Genomic DNA, 21,781 nt, shown 5'->3' with positions numbered 1-21,781 from the left:
GTGTTGTGCGTCCTGTTCGCGGTTCTGGCGGTGTGCGCGTTGGGCTCCCTGGCTCTCGGCCGTCATGTGTCGGACACTGATCAGGCCGGCGGGCGGGAGGATACCGTGCAGAAGACCGACGCCGGCCAGGACGGTTCCGATGCTTCGGACGAGTGGAACGGTTTGAAGGCCGCCGGCGTTCCCGTGCCCGGCGACTGGTCGCGGCAGACCGCGTATCGTCTGGTCGTCGAGGATGGTCAGGCGCGGTATCCCGTGGACGATTCCGAATCGTCGGTCGATCCGATCGACGGCATGGTCGGCCCGGTCGACGCCGCGCTGGCCACGCTCAACGCGTTGCTCGACCCGGACACGGATGATGAGACATGGGCCGCGCGCACCCTGGAACTGATCGAGCCCGACGCCGCCGGCAGTGAGCATCCGTTGTCGGACGCGCCGCGCTGGTGGTGGGCCGAACGCCGGTTCACGCCGGCCACGCTTTGCTCCGCCCCCGCCGACCCTTATGTGCAGGGCCAGTATCGCGGAGGGTGCACAAGCTCCGGCACCTGGGACGCCGCCGATCAGGAGGCCGTCGGCACGGCCAGCATGTACGCATCGGGCTCCACCGACTTCCCGCTGCCCGACGGCATACAGGTCGATTCGCTGACGAATCCGCAGGATGTGGCGAGCCGCGCATACGGCGTGGTCAGCATCCCCATGGACGACGGCATCTGGCACATCACGACGTATTGCCCCGCGTCCCTTGACGGTGTCGCCGTTGACTCCCAGGGCAACGAGCTGACCGATCTGGACGACGTGGACGAGGCGTGGACGACCGCCGGGCTGACCGGGTTCGGCACCCGTCAGCGTCCTTGCGTGACCGTCGAGGTCGCCGTGGGCGGCCAGAAGCCGTTCTGGTGGTTCGGCGAATGAACGGGCGCGCGAGGAGAACGATGGTCCGCCGGGTCGCGGCCGTCGTCTGCATGGCGTGCGTGACGCTCGCCTCGGGATGCACGCCGCTCGGCGTGCTCGCCGTGTTGTCCGGGTGCAGACCGACGGACACGTCTCAATCCGGATCCGGGACGGTCGTCGACGCCTCCACCGCGTCGGGCGAATGGACCGGCCTTGTCGGCATGACCATGGGCCAGATCAAGAACAAGTGGCCGGAGCACGTCTCCTACTGCTCGAGCTACGATTACGGTTTCCAGTGCACCTGGTGGGCGTGTATGCGTCAGCGGAGTCTCGGCCACGAGGTCGGCCGCTACTGGGGCAACGGCAACCAGTGGGATTCCAGCGCCGGCGCCGCGGGCTGGGTGCAGGGCGCGCAGGCCGGAGGGATCGCGAGCTTCGAGGGCGGCGCCGTGTACGGCGGCGGGATCACCGCCAGCCCGATGTACGGTCACGTCGCCGTGATCGAACAGGTCGACGGGGACACGGTGCACATCACCGAGGGCGGCACCGGGTTCGGCAAGGTGCACACCACCACCATGTCCGCATCCCATCCGCCGGCCGGCGTCACCTATTGGCATCCCGCGGACGGCACGTCCACGGTCACGGTCTCCCACGAGCAGTCGTCGGACTCCACCGAGCCGTCGGACGGCAACGCCGTGTCGGCGCTGTGGACATGCGAGTCGGATACGGGCGACGTGATGGTCGACTACGAGGGCGACGGCGTGCACGCGACCCCCGCCGAGGCGCAGACGATCGCCAGGAAGATGATCGCCGGCGCCTACAAGGCGTGGGACAACGACACCGAATGGCAGGCTCTCGTGTGGATCTGGGAGCACGAAAGCGGCTGGCGGTGGGACGCGGAGAACCCGAGCAGCGGCGCGTACGGCATCCCCCAGGCGCTGCCGGCATCGAAACTCGCGTCCGCGGGCGATGACTGGAAGGACAACGCCGCCACACAGATCAAATGGGGCCTCGACTACATCGCGGACCGGTACGGCAGCCCCAGCAAGGCCAAAAAATTCTGGCTTTCCCACAACTGGTACTGACGACTGTTCTGGCGGGCGATCGCGAAGGGCATGATGTCCGGCCAGACCGTTGTCCTGCGGTCGGAGAATTGAATCGAAACCGCTTCTGGAAGGAGTTTCGTTGTGACTGTTTTCTTTGATGGGCCGCGCGCGGTGCGTATCACGATGAGGAATTGGGATGAGATCGATCCGGTCGTCCGTGAAGGAGGTGCATGATGGGTGTCGTTCTCTACGGTGATCGATTCGTCCCTTATGACGCGCCGGCGTTCCGCAGTCTTGCCTTGACCGAGGAGTGGCATTCACTGAGCAAGTTCTTTGATGAACTCGTCGGGAAATCCGCCGACCCGTTGTCGGGCAATCCGGTGATGGTCTCATGGCCGGACGGGTTGTGCGTGGCAAGGTCGTTCTGGATGCTGCGGGATCATCCGGATTCGCCGTTGCACGGCCTTGACATGCAACGAATCTGGGATGACAACGGTCGTCTGTTCTTCCGTGGCGACCGGGATGGCTCGAGCGTCGATCTCGAGGTTCGTCAACTCTCCGACAAGGGGGCTTCCTCTCCGCTCGTTCAGGATGTGCTGGAACGGGAGTGGAGCGGCGTGGCAGCGTATACGCCGAATGATCGAATGTTCAGCCGGTTGGAGGGTTTGTGGGAGGATCCAACGATTGTGATCCCTCCCAACTACGCGGATCTCACTCATCGCATCCCCGATCGTCCCGATCGTTCCGTCCCGTTGGATCCATCCGACCCGTTGAATATGTCCCTAGGCTCGTCGTCCTCGGCGGGGTGGGGATTGTAAAAACCGCAATACCGAAAAGGAGTTGTTATGAGCGACAGCGTTTCCCGTGAGGCTTCCGTTCTGGAGGAGGTCACCAGACTGTTGATCGGCGGGAAGGAGGCGCGACGATGAGCGACCGTCTTCTTGACGAGACCGCCGAACCGGTTCTTGACGCGTGGAAGACCGCCCTTTGGAACGGTACGTTCAGCGAGTATGTCGACGCGCTGATCGTCCCGTTGACCAAGAAGTGGCAGGATTTCATTGCGGGTGATGATCCCGTTTATTCCATGGACGGGGATCTGTCCGTCACCGTTCCCGTCCTGATGACGAATTTCCTGTCCTTCCGCGATCTGATGCTGGCCGCGTCCATCGATCCCGATCGGATCGACGCCGATTTCGTTCGCACGCAGGTCACGCGCCCGTCCTCACCGTCCTCGTGCAACGCTATGGAACGTGTTCTCGTGGAGAGTTACCACTCCCCGCTGACCGAGTCCGCGGAACGGCGTATCACCCGGGCGTCCCAGGCGTTCGAGGCGATGGGGAACCATGCCGAGGTCATCTCCTATAAGGCCATGCCGTACGCGTGCGCCGCGTATTTGGCCTGGTGGTCGTGCGATGGCGCGGCGGCTTTGAATCTCGGTCTGCGTTCGGCGTCCATCAATGATGAGATCACGTTGAACGACATCGTTCTCGGCGCGATCAAGGGTGCCGCGTATCCGCATCTGGTCGTCGACGGGATGGCCAGTGCCGCGTCCGATACCGCGGCGATGGCGCAGGGCGTGGATCCCGCCGATCCCACGGTGGTGTCCGGCATGGGTCCGTCCGCTCCGACGTTGTGACATCGGTCAGGGTGGTGATCATGGTTTCTTCTGGCAAGGAATCGCGTCATGCGATGAATCCCGCTTACCGCGGGTATCTGCTTTCCATGTTGGCGGGGTATCCCCAGGACGGAGCTGCGGCGTCGATCCGGCGTTTCATCGACTGGCTGGACGATCCCGACCGCGGGTGGAACGGTCGGGACCCCGCCCCCAGGCAGCCTTCCTGGGATGAGTACGGAGACGCGATGGGCTGTTACGCTCCGGGGGCTTTGGACGAGGAATGCATTCGCGACATGGGAGCGGATCCTTCCAGGATCCCGGATGTCGCCGGGCTGCTCGGGGATTGGGCCGCGCGTGTCTGGGATTCGGTTTCCGGTTCGGATGTTCTCGGCGACACGTTCGTCGAGGCTTTGGAGGTCCAGGGGATCCATGATCCCGAAACGGTCGCGTTGGACACCGCCGCGAACGCGGATCACACGGCTTCGGTCTCCTTGGATCCCGCGGATCCGTCGTGTCTTCTCGACGGTTCCGCTTCAATGACGGTTTTACGATAGAAGGGAAGTGCATTGATGACCGAGGTTGTTGTGTCCGCAACCCGCGCGGACGGGGCGTACGCGTGGCGTGTCCGCGACCCGTACACGGGTGTCACGGCTGATGATTTGGGCGACCGCTCGGAGGTCGCCGACCTGTTACGAGATTGGTTCGAGGACGATCTGAACACCAGGTTCGAGGATACGGGCGTCACGTTCGGCGCGCTGATCGACCAGCGGGAGACCGGCGACGACACCGTCGCCGTCGCGTTGGGGTTCGAGACGGAACGGTATTTCGTCCCGGACGTCCAAGTGTCGTCCCGGAGGATCGAGGTCGGTGAGGGATGCGATTGGGAGGATTGCCCGGAACCGGCTACGACGTCGTGGGATCGATGGTCGCCATGGAAGGTCCGGGACGACGTGCATGTGCCGACCATTCCGGAGGTCACGGACCGGTTCCGACGTCTCGACGATTCCCCGGAGGCTGTGGCGCACGGCGTTCCCCTGGGGTTCGACCCGTTTTACGCCGCACGCTTGTATCTGACTTTTCTGGGGCGTGAGTACGAGCGTCACGGCGCACGTATCACCGATGACGGGTGTCTGGCCGTGAACACGCTGGCGGATCGGCGGATCCTCACCGGCCTGTCCGATCTTGATTCGCGAACATGGGAGTCGTCGCATCGGCGGTTCATGGCGCAGGCGTCGTGGGAGAACCGATACAAGACCGCGATCACCGAGTTCTCGTATGACCGGTCATCGAAGCAGTGGTCCACGACGGATACGGAACGGACCTGGTCGGTCGGGAACACACGCGACCAGAAGGGAACGTTCGACGCGATCCTGTCCGTGATGCACCGCCGCCGGATCGACGGGTGGACGACCTCAAGGGATGAGCAGGGGAACGCCTATTTCCTCTGCCGGTGCGCGCTTGTGAACCGTCCCCTGTCGGCGCAGCAGGTCCGGGAGCGTATGGAGATCGCGGCCGCCGTCCAGGAACTGGATTCCGCGCGCGCCATGGATCCGTCCGACCCGTTGGCCATGAGCTTGGAATCCGCCGGCGAGGGCGGGTTCCATCTATAGGAGGTGCGTGTTGACCCGTGCGTGGCCTTGCGTGGACGTGGATGCGCGGTATGCGTCGCACTCCGTGCGATCGAGGTCGGGGCGTCGGTACGATCTGCTGACCGTGAGCATGCCTCCCGGCACCCGTCTTGACGGTGTGGATCTTTCCGGCTGGCGGTATACCTGCGGGATGACGCGTCGTCAGGTTTCGGATCTCGACGCGGGTTCGGCGGTGCGCGTGGGGTTTCCGCCGGACAGCCCGGTCGTTCTGTGGCGGGTCGACGGCCGGCGGCGTGAGGAGGTTCGCGTGTCCGACGCGAGGGACCTGTGCCGGGCGGTCAGGACCGCGCTCCGCTTGCAGGACGTCGCGGATGTGGTCGTGTGGGATCCGGGGATGAGCCGTCGTCTGGCCGGCATGGTGGACGGGGTTCCGCCTTCGCGTGAACGTCAGATCGTGCTGTCGTTCGCCGATCAAAAATTGCTGCTGTACACGCGAACATTGATGCCGATGCTGTCGCGGCTGGACGACGGTCTGAATGTCGGGGAACTTGTCGCGGTGGGGCGCGGGCCGGTCGTGCGCGCTCTTGACGGTTTGGACGGCTTGCGGGGCGGATTGAGCGATTGGGTCGAATGGCTGTCGGACACGCAATCATACGCGGGCGACGCCATGGGCGTGAGGTCCGATCCTTACGGGCGTCGTGCTGGCGACGCGTCGGCGCGCACCGCAGGCGGGCTTCGGTACGATCCGCTGTCGAACGACTTGTCCGTGATCGTCCCGCATACGATGGTCCCGTCCGGGCGCGGTTTGGGGGTGTGAACGGGCGGATTGTCCGGCCAAGCATGGTTCCGGCGGCTTGATGATGGGAGACGATCCCATCATCGACTGTTGGAAGGAGTGGTCATGGACGACGATAGGCCCCGCATCAGCGTATACATCGCGAATCTCGGCCGGTACAACGAGGGCTTGCTCCAGGGCGGCTGGCTGGATCTGCCGGTCAGTGGTGTAGAGCTTTCCCGGTTCCTGAAGGACACGGTCGGTCTTGACGGCCGACGGTACGAGGAGTACGCGATTCATGACGCGGAGAACAATCTCGGTCTGCGTATCGAAGAGTATGAGGATCTGGCCGACCTGAATCTGTTCGCCGGCGTTCTGGGCAAGGCGTACGAGCATGATCCGCTGGTCGCGGAGAAGATCGTCGCCGCCGTCGCCGCCGACGAGAATCCCGGTTGGCTGGGATTGGCGAACTGGGCCATGCAGTCCGACGAGATTCCGTTCTACTCGTATGACGTTCCTTCCGATGTCAGCGTCGACAGTCTCGACGAACGCTACGCCTACACGCTCGTGAGCTCCGGTGCGGCCGGTGAATTGCAGACGCTTCTGGACGGCCCGTATGGCATGTATTTCGACCTCGAGGCGTGGGGGCGGGACGCCGCCATGGACGTGCACTTGTTCGAGAACGGGTATTACAACCCCCAGGAGGATATGCCGGACGCGGAATTGTATGATCGCAGGGAGTTGGAGGAGTACGCGGGGCTTGATGTCGATGACGCTCACCCGTTCCGTCTCGACTCCCTGCTCGAGGAGAACGAGTCGATCGCCGATTTCGCGCTCGTGGGGACGGGCACGAACTACGGGAGCCCGGTCTATCAGTGCATCATCGGAGAAGGTTCGACGGATATTTCCGCCGCTTTGGAGGATACGTTGAATAGGATCATCGCGGATCGTGCGATCGCCGGTTTGGATGACGAGGAGGAGGTCGTTCGGGAGACCATGGGCGCCGAGCTTTACGATGACGTGTCGGACGTGGGGTCGGGCAGCATCATCGACCGGGGTTACGTGCTGCCGGGGGCGATCGCCTCGTTCGAGAGGCGCAGCCCGTCCCCGACCAGTCTGGATCCGGCCGACCCGATGGGCATCGCCATGACCGGCGCAACGGCCGGCTTCACCTTGTAAGGGAAAGGAAGAGCATCATGACCATCTTCAATGACGCGCATCGCACCGTCGAGATCAGTATCAACACGTGGGACGAGAGCATCGGCCAATGGTCGGCGGACTGGTCGGAAGACTTCTACGATGCCGTCGCAAAGGAGGAGATGGCCGCGTTCGTCAACGACGAGTTCGACGACCCGGATCATGCCACGCGAGCCCGACGTGACGTGGCGTTGCGAGACCGGTTCAACCCGAGCCTGTCCAGACCGAGCAGCACCCGTCCGTCGAACGCGCTAGACTCGGAGCCAAGTCGCGCGGTTTTCTTCACTTTTTCGATCACACACCGAATAAAACCGCACGGCCCATACACACCCAAATGCGAAGAGCCGGCAAACCCACTTCGTTCTTTCAAATCAGTCGAGCTCCAGACCGTCGCCGTTCTTGTACGGACTTATCTTCTCATAGGCGGCAGCGAGGCCTAGTAGTATTCGCTCGCTGTCTTGTGCGCCGGTGAAGGAGAGTCCGATTGGCATGTTCTGACTGTCACGACCGGCGGGGACGCTGATTTCCGGCAGGTGCGCGCTGCTAGCCAGATAGGAGGCGGCGTATGGGTCGTCGCTGTCGCACTTGTAGGTGCTGTCCTTGGCGTCATGACGGACGCTGGCGACACAGCTCATGGTCGGGTAGACGAGAGCATCGACGTCGTTCTTGATCATGGTTTGTTCGACAGTGTTGGTGAGTGCCGGCATCTTCTCGTAGATAATCGATTGGACTTCGTCGCTCTTAAACTTGCCGGCGCTCTTCACGTTCGTCTCGTAGCCTTTGATTCGAGCAGGATTGACAGGAGTATTCGTGTCAGCCAGGGCTTTGCTCTTGTCTATCAGCTGTTGAACTGTCTTGGCCTTGCTTCGTCCGTCGTAGCGCATGTAGGTTTCATAGTCGGTGACGAATTCGGCGTCACCGACCGGTCCCATGATGCTGCTCCATAAGCCGGTGTAGGACTTGTCCAAGTTTATGTTGACCAGTGTCGCACCGGCCTTCTTCAACTCGTTTTGGGCTGCTTTGAAGGTCTCGTCCACTTCGCTGTTGCCGCCGTTGAACACGTTGACGATACCGAGCCTCGCTCCTTTCAATGAGGCTTGGGCTAGCGATTTCTCGTACTGGGTGTCCTGTGTAGCCTGCAACGTCGCCACATCACCCTCGTCAGGGCCGACAATTGCGTCGAGTACCAATGCCTGATCCTCGACAGTGTTGGTGATAGCTCCGGTCACATCGAAACTGTCCGACAGCGGAATTACCCCTGACCGGCTTGTCTGCCCGTAAGTGACACGCATTCCGACAGTACCGGTCACGGATGCCGGGCCGCGTACCGAGCCAGATGTATCGCTACCGAGACCGAATGGTGCGAATCCGGCCGCAACGGCTGCGGCGGTACCGCTACTGGAACCAGATGGGTCACGTTTCAGATTGTACGGATTCTTAGTCTGGCCTCCATAGGAACTATATCCCAGCCAACCGTAGGAGGCGGCCAGTTCGGACATATTGGTCTTAGCTAGAACGATGGCGCCTTGGTCAATCAGTTTCTGCACGACGGTTGCATTGCTGCGCGCCTTGTTGGTTTCCAAGACTTTCGACCCGGCAGTGGTGTTCATGCCTTCAACATCGATGTTTTCTTTGACTACGAATGGGATGCCGTAAAAAATGCTGTGTTGCGCATGGTCTTTGCGCCCACGGTCACTGAGATACGCCTGCCGCATCACATGTGGATTAATTTGCGTGATGGCATTGATTTCTGGACCGTTGTCATCATACTTGTTGATTCGGTCGAGATAGTAGGAGACAAGTTGTCGGCTGGTGGTTTCACCGGATTCCAGTGCTGCAGCAATCTGTTTGATGGTTTTGCCTTGTGGATTGAATTCCATGCTGGATATGTCGACCGTATTGGCTGATGCTCCGCATCCGGCCATCATCATACAAGCCACCAAAGCCGCGGCAATCGCTACCATCTTATTCCGTTGAGCCGTTCTGAACCTCATACCGTTCTCCTATCGGGGAATTGATTTGCAAGCCTGAAATTAGGCACAGCCTTTTGCTTCCTGATAACGTCGACGTTTCGGGGCGATTTCCGCCATTGCGAGGTGGTTAACGAGGACTGTCATTGACTTCATGACCGAGTCCATCAGGATAGGGGTGCATCCAGAACCTCTGGAAGTGAGCCCATTACGTTAGAGTTTCAGTGATTTTGCCATGGGCTGCTCTCTTGCAAGGAGAATATATGGAACTTAGAAAATGAGGCGCTGTTGCTGTTTTCGTGGGTGTCGGTTCGTTGTTGAGCCGTTGATTTCGTAAGCGTAAGGGGCGTTCCCGCGTATTCTGTTTTCCGACCAAAGAAATGAATCACGAAGAACGCCTGAGCAAAAGCTTATTCACCAGATTACTGAACGTCAAAGGCACGGTTGTAGAGGATGCGCGGATCACGGATTCGCTGCTACGTTCCGAACCCGTGCTCGAGATCCGGGTGCGCCCGCGCAGGGGCATGCTCCGATGCTCCCGCTGCGGAAGGAGGCTCCGCGGGTATGACCGCGGCGGCGGCGTGCGTCGATGGCGTGGCCAGGATTTCGGCTGCTGGCACGTCGAACTGGTCGCCGCCATGCCGCGGGTGGACTGCCCGAAGTGCGGCGTCGTGGTCGCCTCCGTGCCGTGGGCCGAGCCCGGCAGCCGGTTCACGCGCGACTTCGAGTCCGAGTGCGCGCGGCTGATGGGCGTAGCGGACCAGAAGACGGTCAGCGGTTTCCTTCATGTGTCGTGGAGGACCGCCGGCGACATCGCCCGCAGGGTCGCCGGACGACTGAAGGCCGCGATGCCCTCGCCGTTCGACGGCCTGCACGTGATCGGCGTGGACGAGACCAGCTACAGGAAGGGTCGCGCGTACCTGACCGTGGTCGTCGACCACGAGCGGCACCGGGTCATCTGGGCGCACGACGGATACGGCAGGGACGTGTTCGACCTGTTCTTCAAGGCGTTGACGCTCGAACAGCGCGCCTCCATCCGCATCGCCACCGGCGACGGGGCCCGCTGGATCGACTCGTGCATCGGCCAGTGGCGCCCGAACGCCGAGCGCGTGTTGGACGGCTTCCACATCGTCTCCTGGATGACCGACGCGCTCGACAAGGTCCGCAAACGCCTGTGGAACCAGGCGAGGCGCGATGGCGGCGAGAAGACCGTGAAGCGCATGCGCGGCGCCAAGTACGCGCTCCTGAAGAACCCGGACGACCTGACCAGCAAACAGAACGACGCGCTCGACGGCATCGGGAACACGGACCCCAAGGGCCAGCTCTACCGCGCATGGCAACTCAAGGAACTATTGAGGACCCTGCTCAAGCATCCGATCGAACAGGCCAAGGGTGAACTCAACCACTAGGTGTTCTGGGCCTCGCACAGCCACATCCCCGAGATCACGGAACTCGCCAAAACGATCCGGTGGCGCCGCCCCGACATCCTCAGGACCATCGAGCTGGGCTACTCCAACGCCAGACTCGAGGCGTTCAACAACAGGATCAAGGTCACCATCCGCATGGCCTACGGCTTCCACCACATCGACAACCTCATCGCACTGATCATGCTCCGCTGCGGCGGACTCAACGTCCGACTCCCACAACCCGCGATCTAACCCACGAAAAAAGCAGAAGCCTCTTATCCAAAAACGTCGACCATGCTGCCGCATGGGCGATGGCTATCCGTAAGACCAACGACTATAACGAATCGGAAGAATGAATCGCTTTCCCGGATAAGGCGTCGTCGATCGGCACGATTATGGAAAGCGATGAGTTTTCCGACGAGATGCGTCGGTTCCTTGAGCCGCGAGTGTATGAGCGAACAGTAGACGACGATATTTGGAGACAGGCCACGACCAGAGCGGTGGAGTCCGTCTTTCACGCCCCTCCGTCCATAGCGGATCCGACCGACCCAACGACCCTTGCCATGGGCTCGATCATTCCCGATTTTGGCCCCGAATCCCGACTGTGACGATGTCACGTACCGGAATTCAAGCGGTTCTGGCGGGCGGCTATTCCGGGCGCTACGATGGTTCCTAGAACGCGTCGAAAGCGATGGGAAGGGGATGTTATGGAGCTGACGGATCCGGGGTCATCGTCCGGCGGGGAGAGGCCCTTTGTAAGGGTGTTCCATGGCCTTCTCGAGGATTACAAAACAGGTGTCATTGATGCCGAGACCTTGGGGACCGCCATGGATACGTTATTCGATCCGGAGATGGCGGCCTCCCTTGGCATGGATGTCGTGGATGAGGGTGTTATTCAGCCGGGCTGGGATGACGACCTGAGGGATCAGACCGATTCCTGAAGCGCCATCGTCCTGATGGTCTGGACCACGTTTCTCGCCACGGGCCCGGGAATGTTGTATGCCTCGAGGATCTTTTCCGGACGGAATCCCACATCGCATTGGCGGCGGTATGTTCGTAGCGTCTCGACGGCGGGTCGCAGGTCCTCCGCGGTCGTGAAGATATACCCTTGGGTCGTTTCCAGCGATTCGTGGCCAAGGAGCTCCTTGATCTTGACCGCATCACCGGTCGCGTGCCACATGTCAGTGGCGAATTTCCGGCGGAACGCGTGCGGCGTGTATCCCGTGGCTTGCTTTACCAAGCGGTAGACGGTGTCGGAGCATATATGCCCGCGGTCATCGCCCGGAAAGAAGTATCCCTCGGGGAGTTTCCCGATCTCCCATGCCAATGCATCGCTCAGCGGTACGATTCGATCCTTGCGTCCCTTGCCGTGGACCACGAGACTTTTCCCGACGAGGTCATCGGCGACATCCTTCGTGTGTGCGACGCAGATCTCGCTTCGTCTCATTCCCGTCTCGTCGAGCATCATGACGATGAGTCGTACCCGCCAGTCGGGGTGACTGAGGCCTTTCCTCACCGCCTCCTTCGGCGCGGGTCGCTGTTTTCGTTTGTCCCGTCTGGTCTGCGGAATGACCTTCATGGGGTTGTCGGCTCGGCGTCCGGTGCGTTCCGCCCACGAGAAGAAGGCGTTTGCCGCATTGCAGTCCGCCCGGATGGAGTTCGTCCCCACCCCCCTGCTGAGCCACGCGATGATGTCGGCGGGGATGATGGTTTCCGGGGACTTCCGGCTGGTGATCGCCAGATGTCCGACTTTGTACCACCAATGTTCAATCGTGTTTTCGGTGTTCCCCCTGATCCTCATGTCTTTCACCCAGGCATCGAGCAAATCGATCCATTCCTCGGGCGGCTGCCGGTGATTCAGATATTCCATTGTTGTCCCTCCTTGCCCTCCCTGCCGTTTGGCACAAAAAAGCCGGCCTGTAAGGAAGGCCGGCATAATGTAACGCAAGTCGGAATCACGGTTATAAAGACCATGGAATCTTCTTCTCGTTATTCACCATCGAATACCAGAACAGAATCAGCAACGGCCACATAAGCACCGCAGCAGGGGTTAATTCCTCATCCAATCCCTTAAGTCGTGGGTTGTGGGTTCGAATCCCACGGGGGGTACCGGAACAACGAGGAACCTCGGCCGCACGTCGGCCGGGGTTTTCTGCTTTCTCAAGCACAGCTTCAGGTCACCTCCGGGTGCGCCGGGTGTCGATTCCTCCAAGGCCGAACGTGTTCCTTCTCTCGCCACAAAACGCAGGAACCGACCCCATGATGCGCGGGACATCCGGTTCCCGCTTCCGTTTCCTCCCTGGAGGATGGATTCAAGTCATGACATGTCATCATGCGCCATGGCACGATACGTTGCGTTACTCCAGCGTCTTGTCGTGGCCATGCGACGACATACCTGCCACGTGGACTGGATACAAGGCTGTTGCACGTGGGGAGCTGACGGCATAGGCGGTGGGCTATACTCGCAATCGACGGTGCCTCAATGGCACGTGGCCTGCCGTCGGTTTCCGTCGGTTTCCGCCGGCAGGCCGCAATGCCGTCTGTTACACCGTGCAATCCTTGAGGAGGGATAGTTATGAAGAAACCCATGAAGACGAAGGCGCTCTGCGCGGCCACCACAGCGGTGCTGCTCGCGATGGTTTCCTCGCCGTCGGCCTATTGCGCGGAAACTGATGACCCGGAAGCCGACGGATATCCCGTGGCCCCGCTGTACCTGGAATGCTCACCGGCGTTCCAGTGGGTATGCGATATCTTCGGTCTGTGACGCCACCGCGCTTCCCGGGAGCTCGAGATGCAGGCTCCACGTGGTTCCGTCATCCGACTGCTCCCACGTTCCGCCGTTGCGCTCCACGAGTTCCTGGTAGCGCCGCAAACCGCTTGACAATCCCACCGCTCCACTTCGCGAATGCGTGTTGAGCGCTGAGACAATAATCGCCTCGCCTGTCTGCATCACCGAAATGGTGTATCCGCCAGACGGCGAGGCATACTTGACGATGTTGCCGGCCAGTTCTCGCAACAGCCCGCAGATCATATCACCGCGTTCCAGATCCGGCTCCCACGCCAGATGGGTTGGCACTAATATGCTCCCCTGAAACCCCATAAGGCTCAGGCTTCGTTGCTGCTCCGCGGCAATGCTGCCAAGCTGATGGAGGAAATCCCGAGGAGTGCCGGCAGCCGCTTCATCGGGAATCGTCGATTCCAGCGTCCGGATGACCGCACGGGTGTGATCCAATGCGGTAGTGGCAAGGTTGCGGATTTCCCCGCCGGCCTGGTCAAGTCCCACCTCACCGTGTTCGAGTCTGTCGGTCATCATGATGATGGAGCACAGGTCGTTGGTGGTGTAATCGTGCAGCCGACGCGCGGTTTGCGCGTTTCTGTCCGCCGTCGCCCCACGGATGCGCTCCGTGTCCATCTGCCGTGTGAGCCGGAACGAAATGCCGGCCAATGCGGCTATGACGCAGAGCAACGCAAACGTCCCCGGGGTTCCCTGCCCCTGTTGGTATCCGGGGTGACGCAACATGAACAGTAGTACGGCGTATAGGAATCCCGGGACGCATGCCACCATCCCCATCACGGTGTTCAGATATCCGAGGAATCCCGCCGCGGCGAGGCAGGACAGCAGATACGAAGCGGGAAACGGCACCGGGGAAAGCGCTCCCGCCAGCAGCACCAGGAACACGGTCCAACAGCCGATGCGGGGCTGCAGCGTCATCCACAGGTCCGCGGCCAGGCATGCTGCCAGCAGCGCGCAGGCGGCGACGGACGAACGGTGGCTGATCAGTATGATGCCGTCGGCCAGATTCACGACGAAACACACGACACCCAGAATCAGGATCCAAGGGCGCATGCCGTGGCGGGCAAGCCATCCGTCATGGCGTTCCCTATGCCGTATGACGCGATCCGCCTTCTTCCGCCACGCCGCCGATTTCGATTCCCCAACCGATCCTGCCATACGCCACTGCGCCTCCTCCGTATGCCGTATATGCAACCCTACACTGTCACCCCACGGTCGCATGACCGCATGACTTGCATAATCGCAGGACGCCGGCTCACAAACCTCGCGTCCTGAGGTCGGACACCAGTTGCACGTAGAACTCGCGCACATCGAATCCTTCGATGTTCTCACGGTTCAAATCGATCATGTCCGCATGCGAAATGCCGCGTCGTCCGGTCGGCTCCAACCAGATGCACCGTTCTCCCCACGGAAACGAGTCGCGCGCCACCAGCCCGTCGTTCGGCCCGTCGAACCAGGCGACCAGCGGATAGGTGAAATTCAGCGGGAACTTGCCGTGCGTCGCCCTGACCAAACGCGCTCGACGATGCGGATGATCCGCCGGAGTGCGATGAGGTTGGCGATGGGTATCCACCCGCAGAGGGCGCCGATGACCCGCCATTTGAGACCGAGCTGCACCGATGAGAGATAGACGGTGACGATGCCCGTCCAGAACACGATGGTCTCGACCGCCGCGACGACGGCCGTGCAGCCGAGCCAGGGTCCGATTGGCCACGGACCGGCGATGACGGCGGCCAACGCGGCGGCGAGGGCGATGACGGCAACCAGCGTGGTCCACCAGAACACCTTGAGCACGGTCACGCCGAAGCGGCAGGCCTTGAGGTGCAGCGCGCGGGGTCGATCGTTCATACACCCATTATCCGCCATCGGGCGGGGCATCAAAAGGTCCCTTTGACGCATGGGAACGGATCTCATGCGTCAAAGGGACCGATGCGGACTAATCAGTTGGTGCCGATGCTCATCGTTTCGGGCAGGGTGCTGCCGCCGTCGATGACCACCTGCGAACCGGTGAGGTAGCTGGCCTCGTCGGAGCCGAGGAACGCGAACAGCTCGCCGACCTCGGTGGGCTTGGCCAGGCGCTTCATCGGCACGCCGACCGCGATGTCATTGATCGCCGACTCCGGATCCTCCGGGTTCGATTCGACGGCCATCTTCTCCACCATCGGGGTGCGCGCGTAGCCGAGCTGCGAGCAGTTGACGCGGATGTGGCGGTCCGCGTACTCGACAGCCAGGCATCGGGTCAGGCCGACCAGCGCGGCCTTGGTCATGGCGTAGGCGGCCTCGCCCGCGTCGGCCACGATGTCGCCGGTCACCGAGGAGGCGATGACGATCGCGCCCTTGCCCTCTTCCAGCATGTACGGGATGGCGGCCTGACAGGTGTTCCACACGCCCTTGATGTTGACGTCGATGTGGAAGTCGCGGGTTTCGTCGCTCATCTCCTCGAACGGGGCCAGACGGCAGACGCCGGCGTTGCAGCAGGCCACGTCGAGGGAACCGAAGGCCTCCTTGGTCTTGGCGGCCGCGTCGATCATCTGCTGCTTGTCGGCCACGTTGGCCACCACGGTGATGATCTGGGCGTCCGGATACATGCCGCGGATGCGGTCGGCGGTCTTGTCCACGTTCGGGTCGAGGTCGACCATGCAGATCTTCGCGCCGTACTTGACGTACGTCTCTGCAATGCCCTCGCCGAGTCCGGCTGCGGCGCCGGTGATGATGGCGACCTTGCCTTCGAGCTTGCCCTGAACCATGGTGATAACTCCTTTGTATGTTGATGTTGGTTTGCGGTTACGGATTGGGTTGGGATCAGAATTCCTGTTCGCCGTCCGGCGTTTCGATGACGACCGCCGTCTTCTTCCAGCGAACGAAGACCATCCACAGCCAGATCAGCACGCCGACGCCCAGATAGACGCCGAACGAGATCCACGAGCCGACGCCCTGGCCGAGCGTGCAGAAGAACGCGATGGCGATCATGATGACCATGGCCAGGATGCGGAAGAAATCGCCGCCCTTGACCACGTTCTTGTTGTTCTTGTACCACTCGGGGTGCTTATGGCGCATGCGTACGGCCGAGACCATCGTGATGGCGTAGGCGCAGGCGCAGCCGAACGACATCAGGTTGAAGAAGTCGTTCATGAACGTGCCGGCGTTCTGCAGCAGGATGAACACCAGGCTGATGACCAGCAGGAAGATGTTCGGCAGGATCGGCTGCTGATGCTTGTTGACCTTGGTGAAGGCCTCCGGCAGGAAGTTCTTCTTGCCCATCGAGTACAGCATGCGCACGGTGGACATCCAGAAGCCCAGGATGGAGGCGGTCATGCCCATCAGGATGGAGACCAGGCCGTAGACCACCGGCCAGAAGCGCCAGCCGAGGATCTCCTGCATGGCGGTGATGGTCATGAAACCGTTGGCAGCGTCGCCCGCCAGCAGTTCGTCGGCGGGGGCCAGGCCGGCCACGCAGAAGAAGAAGATCGCGTAGATCGCGCCGCAGGTGATGACCGAGCCGCAGATGGCCTTCTTGGCGTTGGAGGTCGGGAAGTCGCCCTCCTCAACCATCTGGGGCACGGTTTCGAAGCCGAAGTACGGGGTGATCAGCAGGGCCATGCCGATGATCCAGCCGGGGATGCCCAGCGAGGGGTCGATGTTCGTGAATCCGAACGATTCCACGATGTTCGAGAAGCTCCAGTGTCCGCAGGTCAGGATCAGCACGGCGGTGATGAGCGTGGTGATGATGTTGGCGAACAGGCAGGTGGCCTGCGCCTTGACGAGGAACTGGATGTCCTGCATGCTCATGATGAACACGAGCACGAGGAACACCACGGCGATGATCATGGTGGTGCCGAAGCTCAGGTTCAGGCCGAACAGCTTGCTGATGAACGTGGCCACGGCCATGACCACGGCGGGCGGCACGGAGATCCACGCGGCCATGATCAGCCACGAGGCCAGGAATCCGACGTGTTTGTTGAATCCGACGGTGTTGTAGATCAGCTCACCGCCGGCGGTCTTGAACATCGACGAGATCTCGCTGTAGACCAGCGCGGTCGGCAGGATCGCCACGGTCATCAGCACGAATGCCAGGAACGTGCCGGATCCGCAGTAGCCGAAGAACACGGAATCCCAGTAACTGACGTAGGTAAAGATCGAACCGGTTGCAACGGTATACACGAACACCAGTTTCAGGCTTCGTTGCAGACCCTTGTTCCCGGCCGGCTTCTTGTCTGTCTCGGACATTGATTCACCCCTTTGATATGCGTAGGGTTGATGGCGCAGTGGAGACGATGCGTCATCGCACCATCGACGTCTCGTCATCGAGCCGGTGGCTTACGCGTCAGGCACCGACGGGGATGCCGTTATCCTCGGGTCAGGGTGCCGGGTGCGCGGTTGCTAGGCGTCGTCGCCGTTCCGCTGTGTCATGTGGACATGATGCATCTTAGGCCGTGCTAAACGTTTTAGCAAATCGCCCCGGCCTCACCGATACATCGTTGCACCATTCCGCTCGGGGATAAACCCCGCCCCCGCGGCGAACCGTATACAGTGGGAGCCATGACAGAGCACACCGATTCAGCCCGCCTCGAACCCGGCCAGATGGCCCCGGACTTCTCCCTCACCGCCGACGACGGTTCCACGCTCCGGCTCACGGACCTGCTGACGCGCGGCCGCAACGTCATCGTCTACTTCTACCCCGCTGCGATGACGCCCGGCTGCACCACCGAAGCCTGCGATTTCCGCGACAACCTCAACCGTCTGACCGCCGCCGGCTATGAGGTGGTCGGCATCTCGAAGGACGAGCCTTCCACGCTCGCCCGGTTCCGCGAGCGCGATCATCTGACCTTCCCGCTGCTGTCCGATCCGGATTGCGCGGTGCATCGGGCGTATGGCGCGTATGGCGAGCGCAAGCTGTACGGCAAGGTGCATGTGGGAACGATCCGTTCGACCGTGGTGGTGGGTCCGGACGGGCACGTGGTGCTGGCGCGGTATAACGTGCGGGCCAAGGGGCATGTGGCGTCGCTGCTCAGGCAATTGGGCGACTAGTCGGGGCGATATCCCCCGTGCTGTGCGCCACGGGGACTACAGTGGCATCCTATGTCTTGTACCACGATATTGATTGGAAAAGCGGCCAGCTACAACGGGGCGACGATCATCGCGCGCGATGACGACTCGGGGTCGGGTCGGTACGATCCGAAGCGGTTCGTTGTGGTTCGTCCCGAGGACCAGCCGCGCCGTTACCGTTCGGTGCTCAGCCATGTCGAGATCGATCTGCCGGGCGATCCGTGCCGGTACACGATCGCGCCGAATGTGCTGCCGAACCGCGGTGTGCTGGCCGAGGCCGGCGTCAACGAGCACAATGTGGCGATGAGCGCCACCGAAACGATCGCCGTCAACGAGCGTGTGCTTGCGGCCGATCCGTTGGTCGAGCTGCGTCCGGCGCAGGGGCAGCCGGGCGATGACGATTACGTGCCGGAGCGGCCGGGCGGCATCGGCGAGGAGGATATCATCACGCTGGTGCTGCCGTATGTGGCGACCGCGCGCGAGGGTGTGATCCGGCTCGGCGGTCTGCTGGAACGGTACGGCACGTACGAGTCGAACGGCATCGCGATCAGCGACGCCGACGAGATCTGGTATGTGGAGACGATCGGCGGCCATCATTGGATCGCCCGCCGTGTGCCGGACGACTGCTACGCCACGATTCCCAACCAGTTGGGCATCGACGAGTTCGATCTGGACGACGCGTTCGGCCAACGGCGCGAGCATATGTGCAGCGCCGACCTCATCGAATTCATCGAGCGCCACCATCTGGATATGGCCATGAACCGCGGTCCGCACCATCTGGACACGCGTGCGGCCTTCGGCACCGCCACCACCAAGGACCACATCTACAACACGCCGCGCGCCTGGTACATGCAGCGGTACCTGAACCCGGGCGAGGACTGGGATTCCCCGAACGCCCGGTACACGCCGACCTCGGACGACATCCCGTGGTGCCGCGAACCGGAGCGCAAGGTGAGCATCGAGGACGTGGACTTCCTGATGAGCTCGCATTTCGAGGGCACGCCGTATGACCCGTACGGCACGCTGGGCACGCCGGAGTCGCGCCATCGTTACCGTCCGATCGGCATCAACCGCACCGGGCATATGGTGGCGATGGAGCTGCGTGGCGACGTGCCGGCCACGCACCGCGCGGTGATGTGGGTGTCGTTCGGTTCGGGACCGTTCAACGCGGTGGCGCCGTTCTATGCGAATGTGCTGGATACGCCCGCCTATCTGCGGGATACGCCGGCCGAGCCGTCCACCGATTCGTATTATTGGTCGATCCGCATGATCGCCGCGATGGCGGACCCGCATTACATCGAATGCTCGAACGCCATCGAGCAGTATGCGGAGCAGGTGCGCAGCTTCGGGCACCGGCATGTGTTCGACACCGACGCGGCACTGGCAGGTGCCGGCGCGACGGATGGGATGGATGCGGCCGCGGCACGGCTCACCGAGGCGAACGAGGTCATGGCCGCGTATCTGCGGGAGCGTACCGTCAGGCTGCTGGCGGATGTGCTGTACACGTCCAGCAACCTGATGCGCAACTCCTTCGCCATGTCCGACCGCTGGGTGTAGTCCCGTCAGTCGAGGCCGAGGTCGTAGGCGGCGGCCTCGTCCCTGCTGCTGAAGGTCTTGAAGGCCATGAGCGTGCGGGTACGGGTCACGCCGTCGACCTTGGCGATGCCGCCGGGGATGATCTCGGTCAGCTGGTCGATGTCGTCCGCGTTGATGACGGCGACCAGGTCGATGTCTCCCGCCACCGAGTACACCTCGCGCACGCCGCGGATCTCCGCCACGGCCCGGGCGGCCTCGTTGGCCTTGCCGCTTTTCACATCGATGAGCACAATCGCGTTGGTCATGGGATCCTCCTTCATCCGTCCGGCGGGCGTCCAGGCGGTTCCGGCCGTGGAGCACCGTTGCCGCTCATTATAAGCAATCGTCCTCCGGCCGCAGTCCGACATGTACGCTGTGCGGACATCGACGTTCGACCGCCGCGGCATCGCCAACATGACCAGGCGCCTAATCCTCCGGGCCGCAAATATATCGGATTCATCGGTAGGCCCGGCATCACCCGCCGCGCCCGGTCGCGCACAACGACCGGAACCCGCCCGCTACAGACGCCCCGAACGCGAGGGGTCGATCGACATGGTCTGGAACCGGTGCTCCATGTAGGCGTTGTCGTAATGCTCGGCGAAGAACCACGTCACCGGGGAGTCCGGCTCGTTGCCGGACACCCGGCCGTACCAGCAGTCGAATGCCATCAGCGTCATCGCGGCGTTGACGAGCATGAACACGAATGCCACGGCGGTCAGCGAATACCGGACCTTCCACGGGATCCGGTTGATCAGCCACAAGATCCGCGGCAGCAGCAGCTTGATCCACACCACCCCGAGGAACCCCCAGAACACCATGTACTTGCCGGAGGTGCGCCCGTCGATCGAGAGCCACTGCCCGGCGTAGTCCCAGGCGGTGATGCCGAACGCCACCTCCATGAACCAGCTGACGAAATACTCGAACGCGCCGCCGATCACCGCGCTGGCGCAGAAGATCAGCATCGGATGCGAGCGCCACAGCCGGTTCAGGCAGGCGGTCAGCACCACCGCGCCGCAGCCGTAGATCGGCGAGAACGGGCCCCACAGCAGTCCGGCGCGGTCCTGCCATTCGCCCCATACCACACGGTGGTAGAGGGTTTCGACCACCAGGCCGAACACGCAGCCGATCATGAACAGCCAGAAGATGTTGAAGAATTCGAGTTCGATGTATCCCTTGCCGCTGGGATCGCGGCCGAGCATGCCTTTGGCGAGCGCCTCCTCGTAGTCGCTGCGTTCGTCCATGCGTTTGAGGGTGCGCTGCAGTCGGCGTTCCTCCAGCAGGGCGGGGTCGAGCACGATGGACAGGGTGGTGAGGATGGCCAGCTGCGCGATCGGCGGGATCAGGTTCCATCCGACGCCGGCGAGCGCCAGGGAGAGCATGCCGTCGGCGATGGTCAGGGGGATGATGGCGTACGCCCATCGCGCCGCGTTCTTGCGGCGGTTGCACAGCAGGAAGACGCCGAAGACGACCATGCAGGACGAGGAGACGAAGATGACGCCGACCTGGACGCAGGTCAGGATGAAGGTCAGGTCCAGCACGTCGATGACGGAGTGTCCGCTCAGGACGCCCACGATGCCGCGAACCGCGATGAAGACGAGTGCGGGGACGGTGACGATGCCGCTCAGCAGGACGAGGACGCCGTAGATGCGGGCGATGAGCGGCAACCGGCGGTCGTCGATGTCGACGCGGCCATCGCCGTTGACGTCGCCGGGCAGGCGGCGGGATGGGGTCCCAGGGGCTGCGGTGGCCGGTGTCTCATCGCGCGTTGCAGGTTCCATTGCCCCCACGCTAGCAGATGCGCGGCACGGCGGCGCTCGTTCCCGCGGCTGATATCGGACAGCAGCCACGGACATGACCAAGCCACTCCCTCGTTCACGATG

General features: G+C 62.2%; 21 protein-coding genes and 1 pseudogene. 14 read left to right on the top strand and 8 right to left on the bottom strand.

Translation table 11 applies throughout. The features are described 5' to 3' along the window. Positions 1-3 precede the first annotated feature (3 nt). From B4C31_RS02435 to B4C31_RS02395, 9 genes are all read left to right on the top strand, one after another. A complete protein-coding gene (locus tag B4C31_RS02435) occupies positions 4-909 on the top strand; it encodes a hypothetical protein (RefSeq protein ID WP_291531190.1) in 906 nt (301 codons plus the stop codon). A gap of 20 nt (positions 910-929) precedes the next feature. Beyond that, complete coding sequence (locus B4C31_RS02430) at positions 930-1,973, top strand: CHAP domain-containing protein (protein WP_291531189.1); 1,044 nt, start codon at positions 930-932, stop codon at positions 1,971-1,973. Between the two features lie 191 nt (positions 1,974-2,164). Continuing rightward, on the top strand, positions 2,165-2,752 hold the full coding sequence (locus B4C31_RS02425) for a hypothetical protein (RefSeq protein ID WP_291531188.1): 588 nt from the start codon (positions 2,165-2,167) through the stop codon (positions 2,750-2,752). Between the two features lie 107 nt (positions 2,753-2,859). Beyond that, positions 2,860-3,570, top strand: coding sequence for a hypothetical protein (locus tag B4C31_RS02420; RefSeq protein WP_291531187.1), 711 nt, complete (start codon positions 2,860-2,862; stop codon positions 3,568-3,570). Positions 3,571-3,623: 53 nt separating this feature from the next. Then, positions 3,624-4,103, top strand: coding sequence for a hypothetical protein (locus B4C31_RS02415; protein WP_291531186.1), 480 nt, complete (start codon positions 3,624-3,626; stop codon positions 4,101-4,103). 15 nt (positions 4,104-4,118) lie between these two features. After that, a complete protein-coding gene (locus tag B4C31_RS02410) occupies positions 4,119-5,159 on the top strand; it encodes a hypothetical protein (RefSeq protein ID WP_291531185.1) in 1,041 nt (346 codons plus the stop codon). A 169-nt stretch (positions 5,160-5,328) separates the two neighbouring features. After that, the gene (locus B4C31_RS02405) at positions 5,329-5,955 is read left to right on the top strand and encodes a hypothetical protein (protein ID WP_291531184.1); all 627 of its coding nucleotides are present in this window, start codon (positions 5,329-5,331) and stop codon (positions 5,953-5,955) included. Between the two features lie 84 nt (positions 5,956-6,039). Then, positions 6,040-7,092: an antirestriction protein ArdA gene (locus B4C31_RS02400; RefSeq protein WP_291531183.1), complete on the top strand. Its 1,053-nt coding sequence runs from the start codon at positions 6,040-6,042 to the stop codon at positions 7,090-7,092. A 17-nt stretch (positions 7,093-7,109) separates the two neighbouring features. Continuing rightward, positions 7,110-7,550, top strand: coding sequence for a hypothetical protein (locus tag B4C31_RS02395; protein ID WP_291531182.1), 441 nt, complete (start codon positions 7,110-7,112; stop codon positions 7,548-7,550). Here B4C31_RS02395 and B4C31_RS02390 read toward each other — a convergent pair. Further along, entirely contained in the window at positions 7,482-9,074 is a 1,593-nt protein-coding gene (locus B4C31_RS02390) for an amidase (protein ID WP_291531181.1), read from the bottom strand. The genes B4C31_RS02395 and B4C31_RS02390 overlap by 69 nt on opposite strands. 386 nt (positions 9,075-9,460) lie before the next feature. Here B4C31_RS02390 and B4C31_RS02385 point away from each other — a divergent pair. Together B4C31_RS02385 and B4C31_RS02380 are read left to right on the top strand one after the other, a co-directional pair. Continuing rightward, positions 9,461-10,738, top strand: a pseudogene (locus tag B4C31_RS02385) (ISL3 family transposase). Positions 10,739-11,193: 455 nt separating this feature from the next. Next, positions 11,194-11,427, top strand: coding sequence for a hypothetical protein (locus B4C31_RS02380; protein ID WP_291531180.1), 234 nt, complete (start codon positions 11,194-11,196; stop codon positions 11,425-11,427). Here the strand turns inward: B4C31_RS02380 and B4C31_RS02375 are convergent. Beyond that, complete coding sequence (locus B4C31_RS02375; protein WP_291531179.1) at positions 11,412-12,356, bottom strand: tyrosine-type recombinase/integrase; 945 nt, start codon at positions 12,354-12,356, stop codon at positions 11,412-11,414. The two genes, B4C31_RS02380 and B4C31_RS02375, sit on opposite strands and share 16 nt — an antisense overlap. A 717-nt stretch (positions 12,357-13,073) precedes the next feature. Between B4C31_RS02375 and B4C31_RS02370 the strand changes: the two genes are divergently transcribed. Next, on the top strand, positions 13,074-13,250 hold the full coding sequence (locus B4C31_RS02370) for a hypothetical protein (protein WP_291531178.1): 177 nt from the start codon (positions 13,074-13,076) through the stop codon (positions 13,248-13,250). Here the strand turns inward: B4C31_RS02370 and B4C31_RS02365 are convergent. The 4 genes from B4C31_RS02365 to B4C31_RS02350 all read right to left on the bottom strand — a co-directional run bounded on the left by B4C31_RS02365 (position 13,209) and on the right by B4C31_RS02350 (position 17,507). Continuing rightward, the gene (locus B4C31_RS02365; protein WP_291531177.1) at positions 13,209-14,165 is read right to left on the bottom strand and encodes a hypothetical protein; all 957 of its coding nucleotides are present in this window, start codon (positions 14,163-14,165) and stop codon (positions 13,209-13,211) included. The two genes, B4C31_RS02370 and B4C31_RS02365, sit on opposite strands and share 42 nt — an antisense overlap. Positions 14,166-14,759: 594 nt before the next feature. Then, a complete protein-coding gene (locus B4C31_RS02360) occupies positions 14,760-15,128 on the bottom strand; it encodes a hypothetical protein (protein ID WP_291531176.1) in 369 nt (122 codons plus the stop codon). Between the two features lie 92 nt (positions 15,129-15,220). Next, the gene (gene ucpA / locus B4C31_RS02355; RefSeq protein ID WP_291531175.1) at positions 15,221-16,027 is read right to left on the bottom strand and encodes an SDR family oxidoreductase UcpA; all 807 of its coding nucleotides are present in this window, start codon (positions 16,025-16,027) and stop codon (positions 15,221-15,223) included. A gap of 55 nt (positions 16,028-16,082) precedes the next feature. Continuing rightward, the gene (locus B4C31_RS02350) at positions 16,083-17,507 is read right to left on the bottom strand and encodes an APC family permease (RefSeq protein WP_291531174.1); all 1,425 of its coding nucleotides are present in this window, start codon (positions 17,505-17,507) and stop codon (positions 16,083-16,085) included. Between the two features lie 312 nt (positions 17,508-17,819). Here B4C31_RS02350 and B4C31_RS02345 point away from each other — a divergent pair, with 312 nt between their 5' ends. Continuing rightward, positions 17,820-18,308 carry a peroxiredoxin gene (locus tag B4C31_RS02345; protein WP_291531173.1) on the top strand — a complete coding sequence of 163 codons (489 nt, stop codon included), beginning with the start codon at positions 17,820-17,822 and terminating at the stop codon, positions 18,306-18,308. Positions 18,309-18,359: 51 nt separating this feature from the next. Further along, the gene (locus B4C31_RS02340) at positions 18,360-19,883 is read left to right on the top strand and encodes a C69 family dipeptidase (protein ID WP_291531172.1); all 1,524 of its coding nucleotides are present in this window, start codon (positions 18,360-18,362) and stop codon (positions 19,881-19,883) included. Between the two features lie 5 nt (positions 19,884-19,888). Here the strand turns inward: B4C31_RS02340 and B4C31_RS02335 are convergent, their stop codons facing one another. Both B4C31_RS02335 and B4C31_RS02330 read right to left on the bottom strand, forming a co-directional pair. Beyond that, positions 19,889-20,167: an Lrp/AsnC ligand binding domain-containing protein gene (locus tag B4C31_RS02335; RefSeq protein ID WP_043169485.1), complete on the bottom strand. Its 279-nt coding sequence runs from the start codon at positions 20,165-20,167 to the stop codon at positions 19,889-19,891. Between the two features lie 252 nt (positions 20,168-20,419). Continuing rightward, positions 20,420-21,679 (bottom strand): putative ABC transporter permease, encoded by a 1,260-nt coding sequence (locus B4C31_RS02330; protein ID WP_295910387.1) that lies wholly within the window; start codon positions 21,677-21,679, stop codon positions 20,420-20,422. Positions 21,680-21,781 lie beyond the last annotated feature (102 nt).

The organism is Bifidobacterium sp. UBA4282, from assembly GCF_002394995.1.
GTDB classification, from domain to species: Bacteria; Actinomycetota; Actinomycetes; order Actinomycetales; family Bifidobacteriaceae; genus Bifidobacterium; species Bifidobacterium pullorum_B.
This window is presented reverse-complemented; position numbering and strand designations above follow the sequence as displayed.

What these genes read in the sequence shown, in the direction of transcription:
- B4C31_RS02430 (WP_291531189.1), top strand. Translation starts at nt 930, where the DNA reads ATGGTCCGCCGGGTCGCGGCCGTCGTCTGCATGGCGTGCGTGACGCTC.
- B4C31_RS02425 (WP_291531188.1), top strand. Translation starts at nt 2,165, where the DNA reads ATGATGGGTGTCGTTCTCTACGGTGATCGATTCGTCCCTTATGACGCG.
- B4C31_RS02420 (WP_291531187.1), top strand. Translation starts at nt 2,860, where the DNA reads ATGAGCGACCGTCTTCTTGACGAGACCGCCGAACCGGTTCTTGACGCG.
- B4C31_RS02415 (WP_291531186.1), top strand. Translation starts at nt 3,624, where the DNA reads ATGAATCCCGCTTACCGCGGGTATCTGCTTTCCATGTTGGCGGGGTAT.
- B4C31_RS02410 (WP_291531185.1), top strand. Translation starts at nt 4,119, where the DNA reads ATGACCGAGGTTGTTGTGTCCGCAACCCGCGCGGACGGGGCGTACGCG.
- B4C31_RS02405 (WP_291531184.1), top strand. Translation starts at nt 5,329, where the DNA reads ATGACGCGTCGTCAGGTTTCGGATCTCGACGCGGGTTCGGCGGTGCGC.
- B4C31_RS02400 (WP_291531183.1), top strand. Translation starts at nt 6,040, where the DNA reads ATGGACGACGATAGGCCCCGCATCAGCGTATACATCGCGAATCTCGGC.
- B4C31_RS02395 (WP_291531182.1), top strand. Translation starts at nt 7,110, where the DNA reads ATGACCATCTTCAATGACGCGCATCGCACCGTCGAGATCAGTATCAAC.
- B4C31_RS02390 (WP_291531181.1), bottom strand. Translation starts at nt 9,074, where the DNA reads ATGGTAGCGATTGCCGCGGCTTTGGTGGCTTGTATGATGATGGCCGGA.
- B4C31_RS02380 (WP_291531180.1), top strand. Translation starts at nt 11,194, where the DNA reads ATGGAGCTGACGGATCCGGGGTCATCGTCCGGCGGGGAGAGGCCCTTT.
- B4C31_RS02375 (WP_291531179.1), bottom strand. Translation starts at nt 12,356, where the DNA reads ATGGAATATCTGAATCACCGGCAGCCGCCCGAGGAATGGATCGATTTG.
- B4C31_RS02370 (WP_291531178.1), top strand. Translation starts at nt 13,074, where the DNA reads ATGAAGACGAAGGCGCTCTGCGCGGCCACCACAGCGGTGCTGCTCGCG.
- B4C31_RS02360 (WP_291531176.1), bottom strand. Translation starts at nt 15,128, where the DNA reads ATGAACGATCGACCCCGCGCGCTGCACCTCAAGGCCTGCCGCTTCGGC.
- ucpA (WP_291531175.1), bottom strand. Translation starts at nt 16,027, where the DNA reads ATGGTTCAGGGCAAGCTCGAAGGCAAGGTCGCCATCATCACCGGCGCC.
- B4C31_RS02350 (WP_291531174.1), bottom strand. Translation starts at nt 17,507, where the DNA reads ATGTCCGAGACAGACAAGAAGCCGGCCGGGAACAAGGGTCTGCAACGA.
- B4C31_RS02345 (WP_291531173.1), top strand. Translation starts at nt 17,820, where the DNA reads ATGACAGAGCACACCGATTCAGCCCGCCTCGAACCCGGCCAGATGGCC.
- B4C31_RS02340 (WP_291531172.1), top strand. Translation starts at nt 18,360, where the DNA reads ATGTCTTGTACCACGATATTGATTGGAAAAGCGGCCAGCTACAACGGG.
- B4C31_RS02335 (WP_043169485.1), bottom strand. Translation starts at nt 20,167, where the DNA reads ATGACCAACGCGATTGTGCTCATCGATGTGAAAAGCGGCAAGGCCAAC.
- B4C31_RS02330 (WP_295910387.1), bottom strand. Translation starts at nt 21,679, where the DNA reads ATGGAACCTGCAACGCGCGATGAGACACCGGCCACCGCAGCCCCTGGG.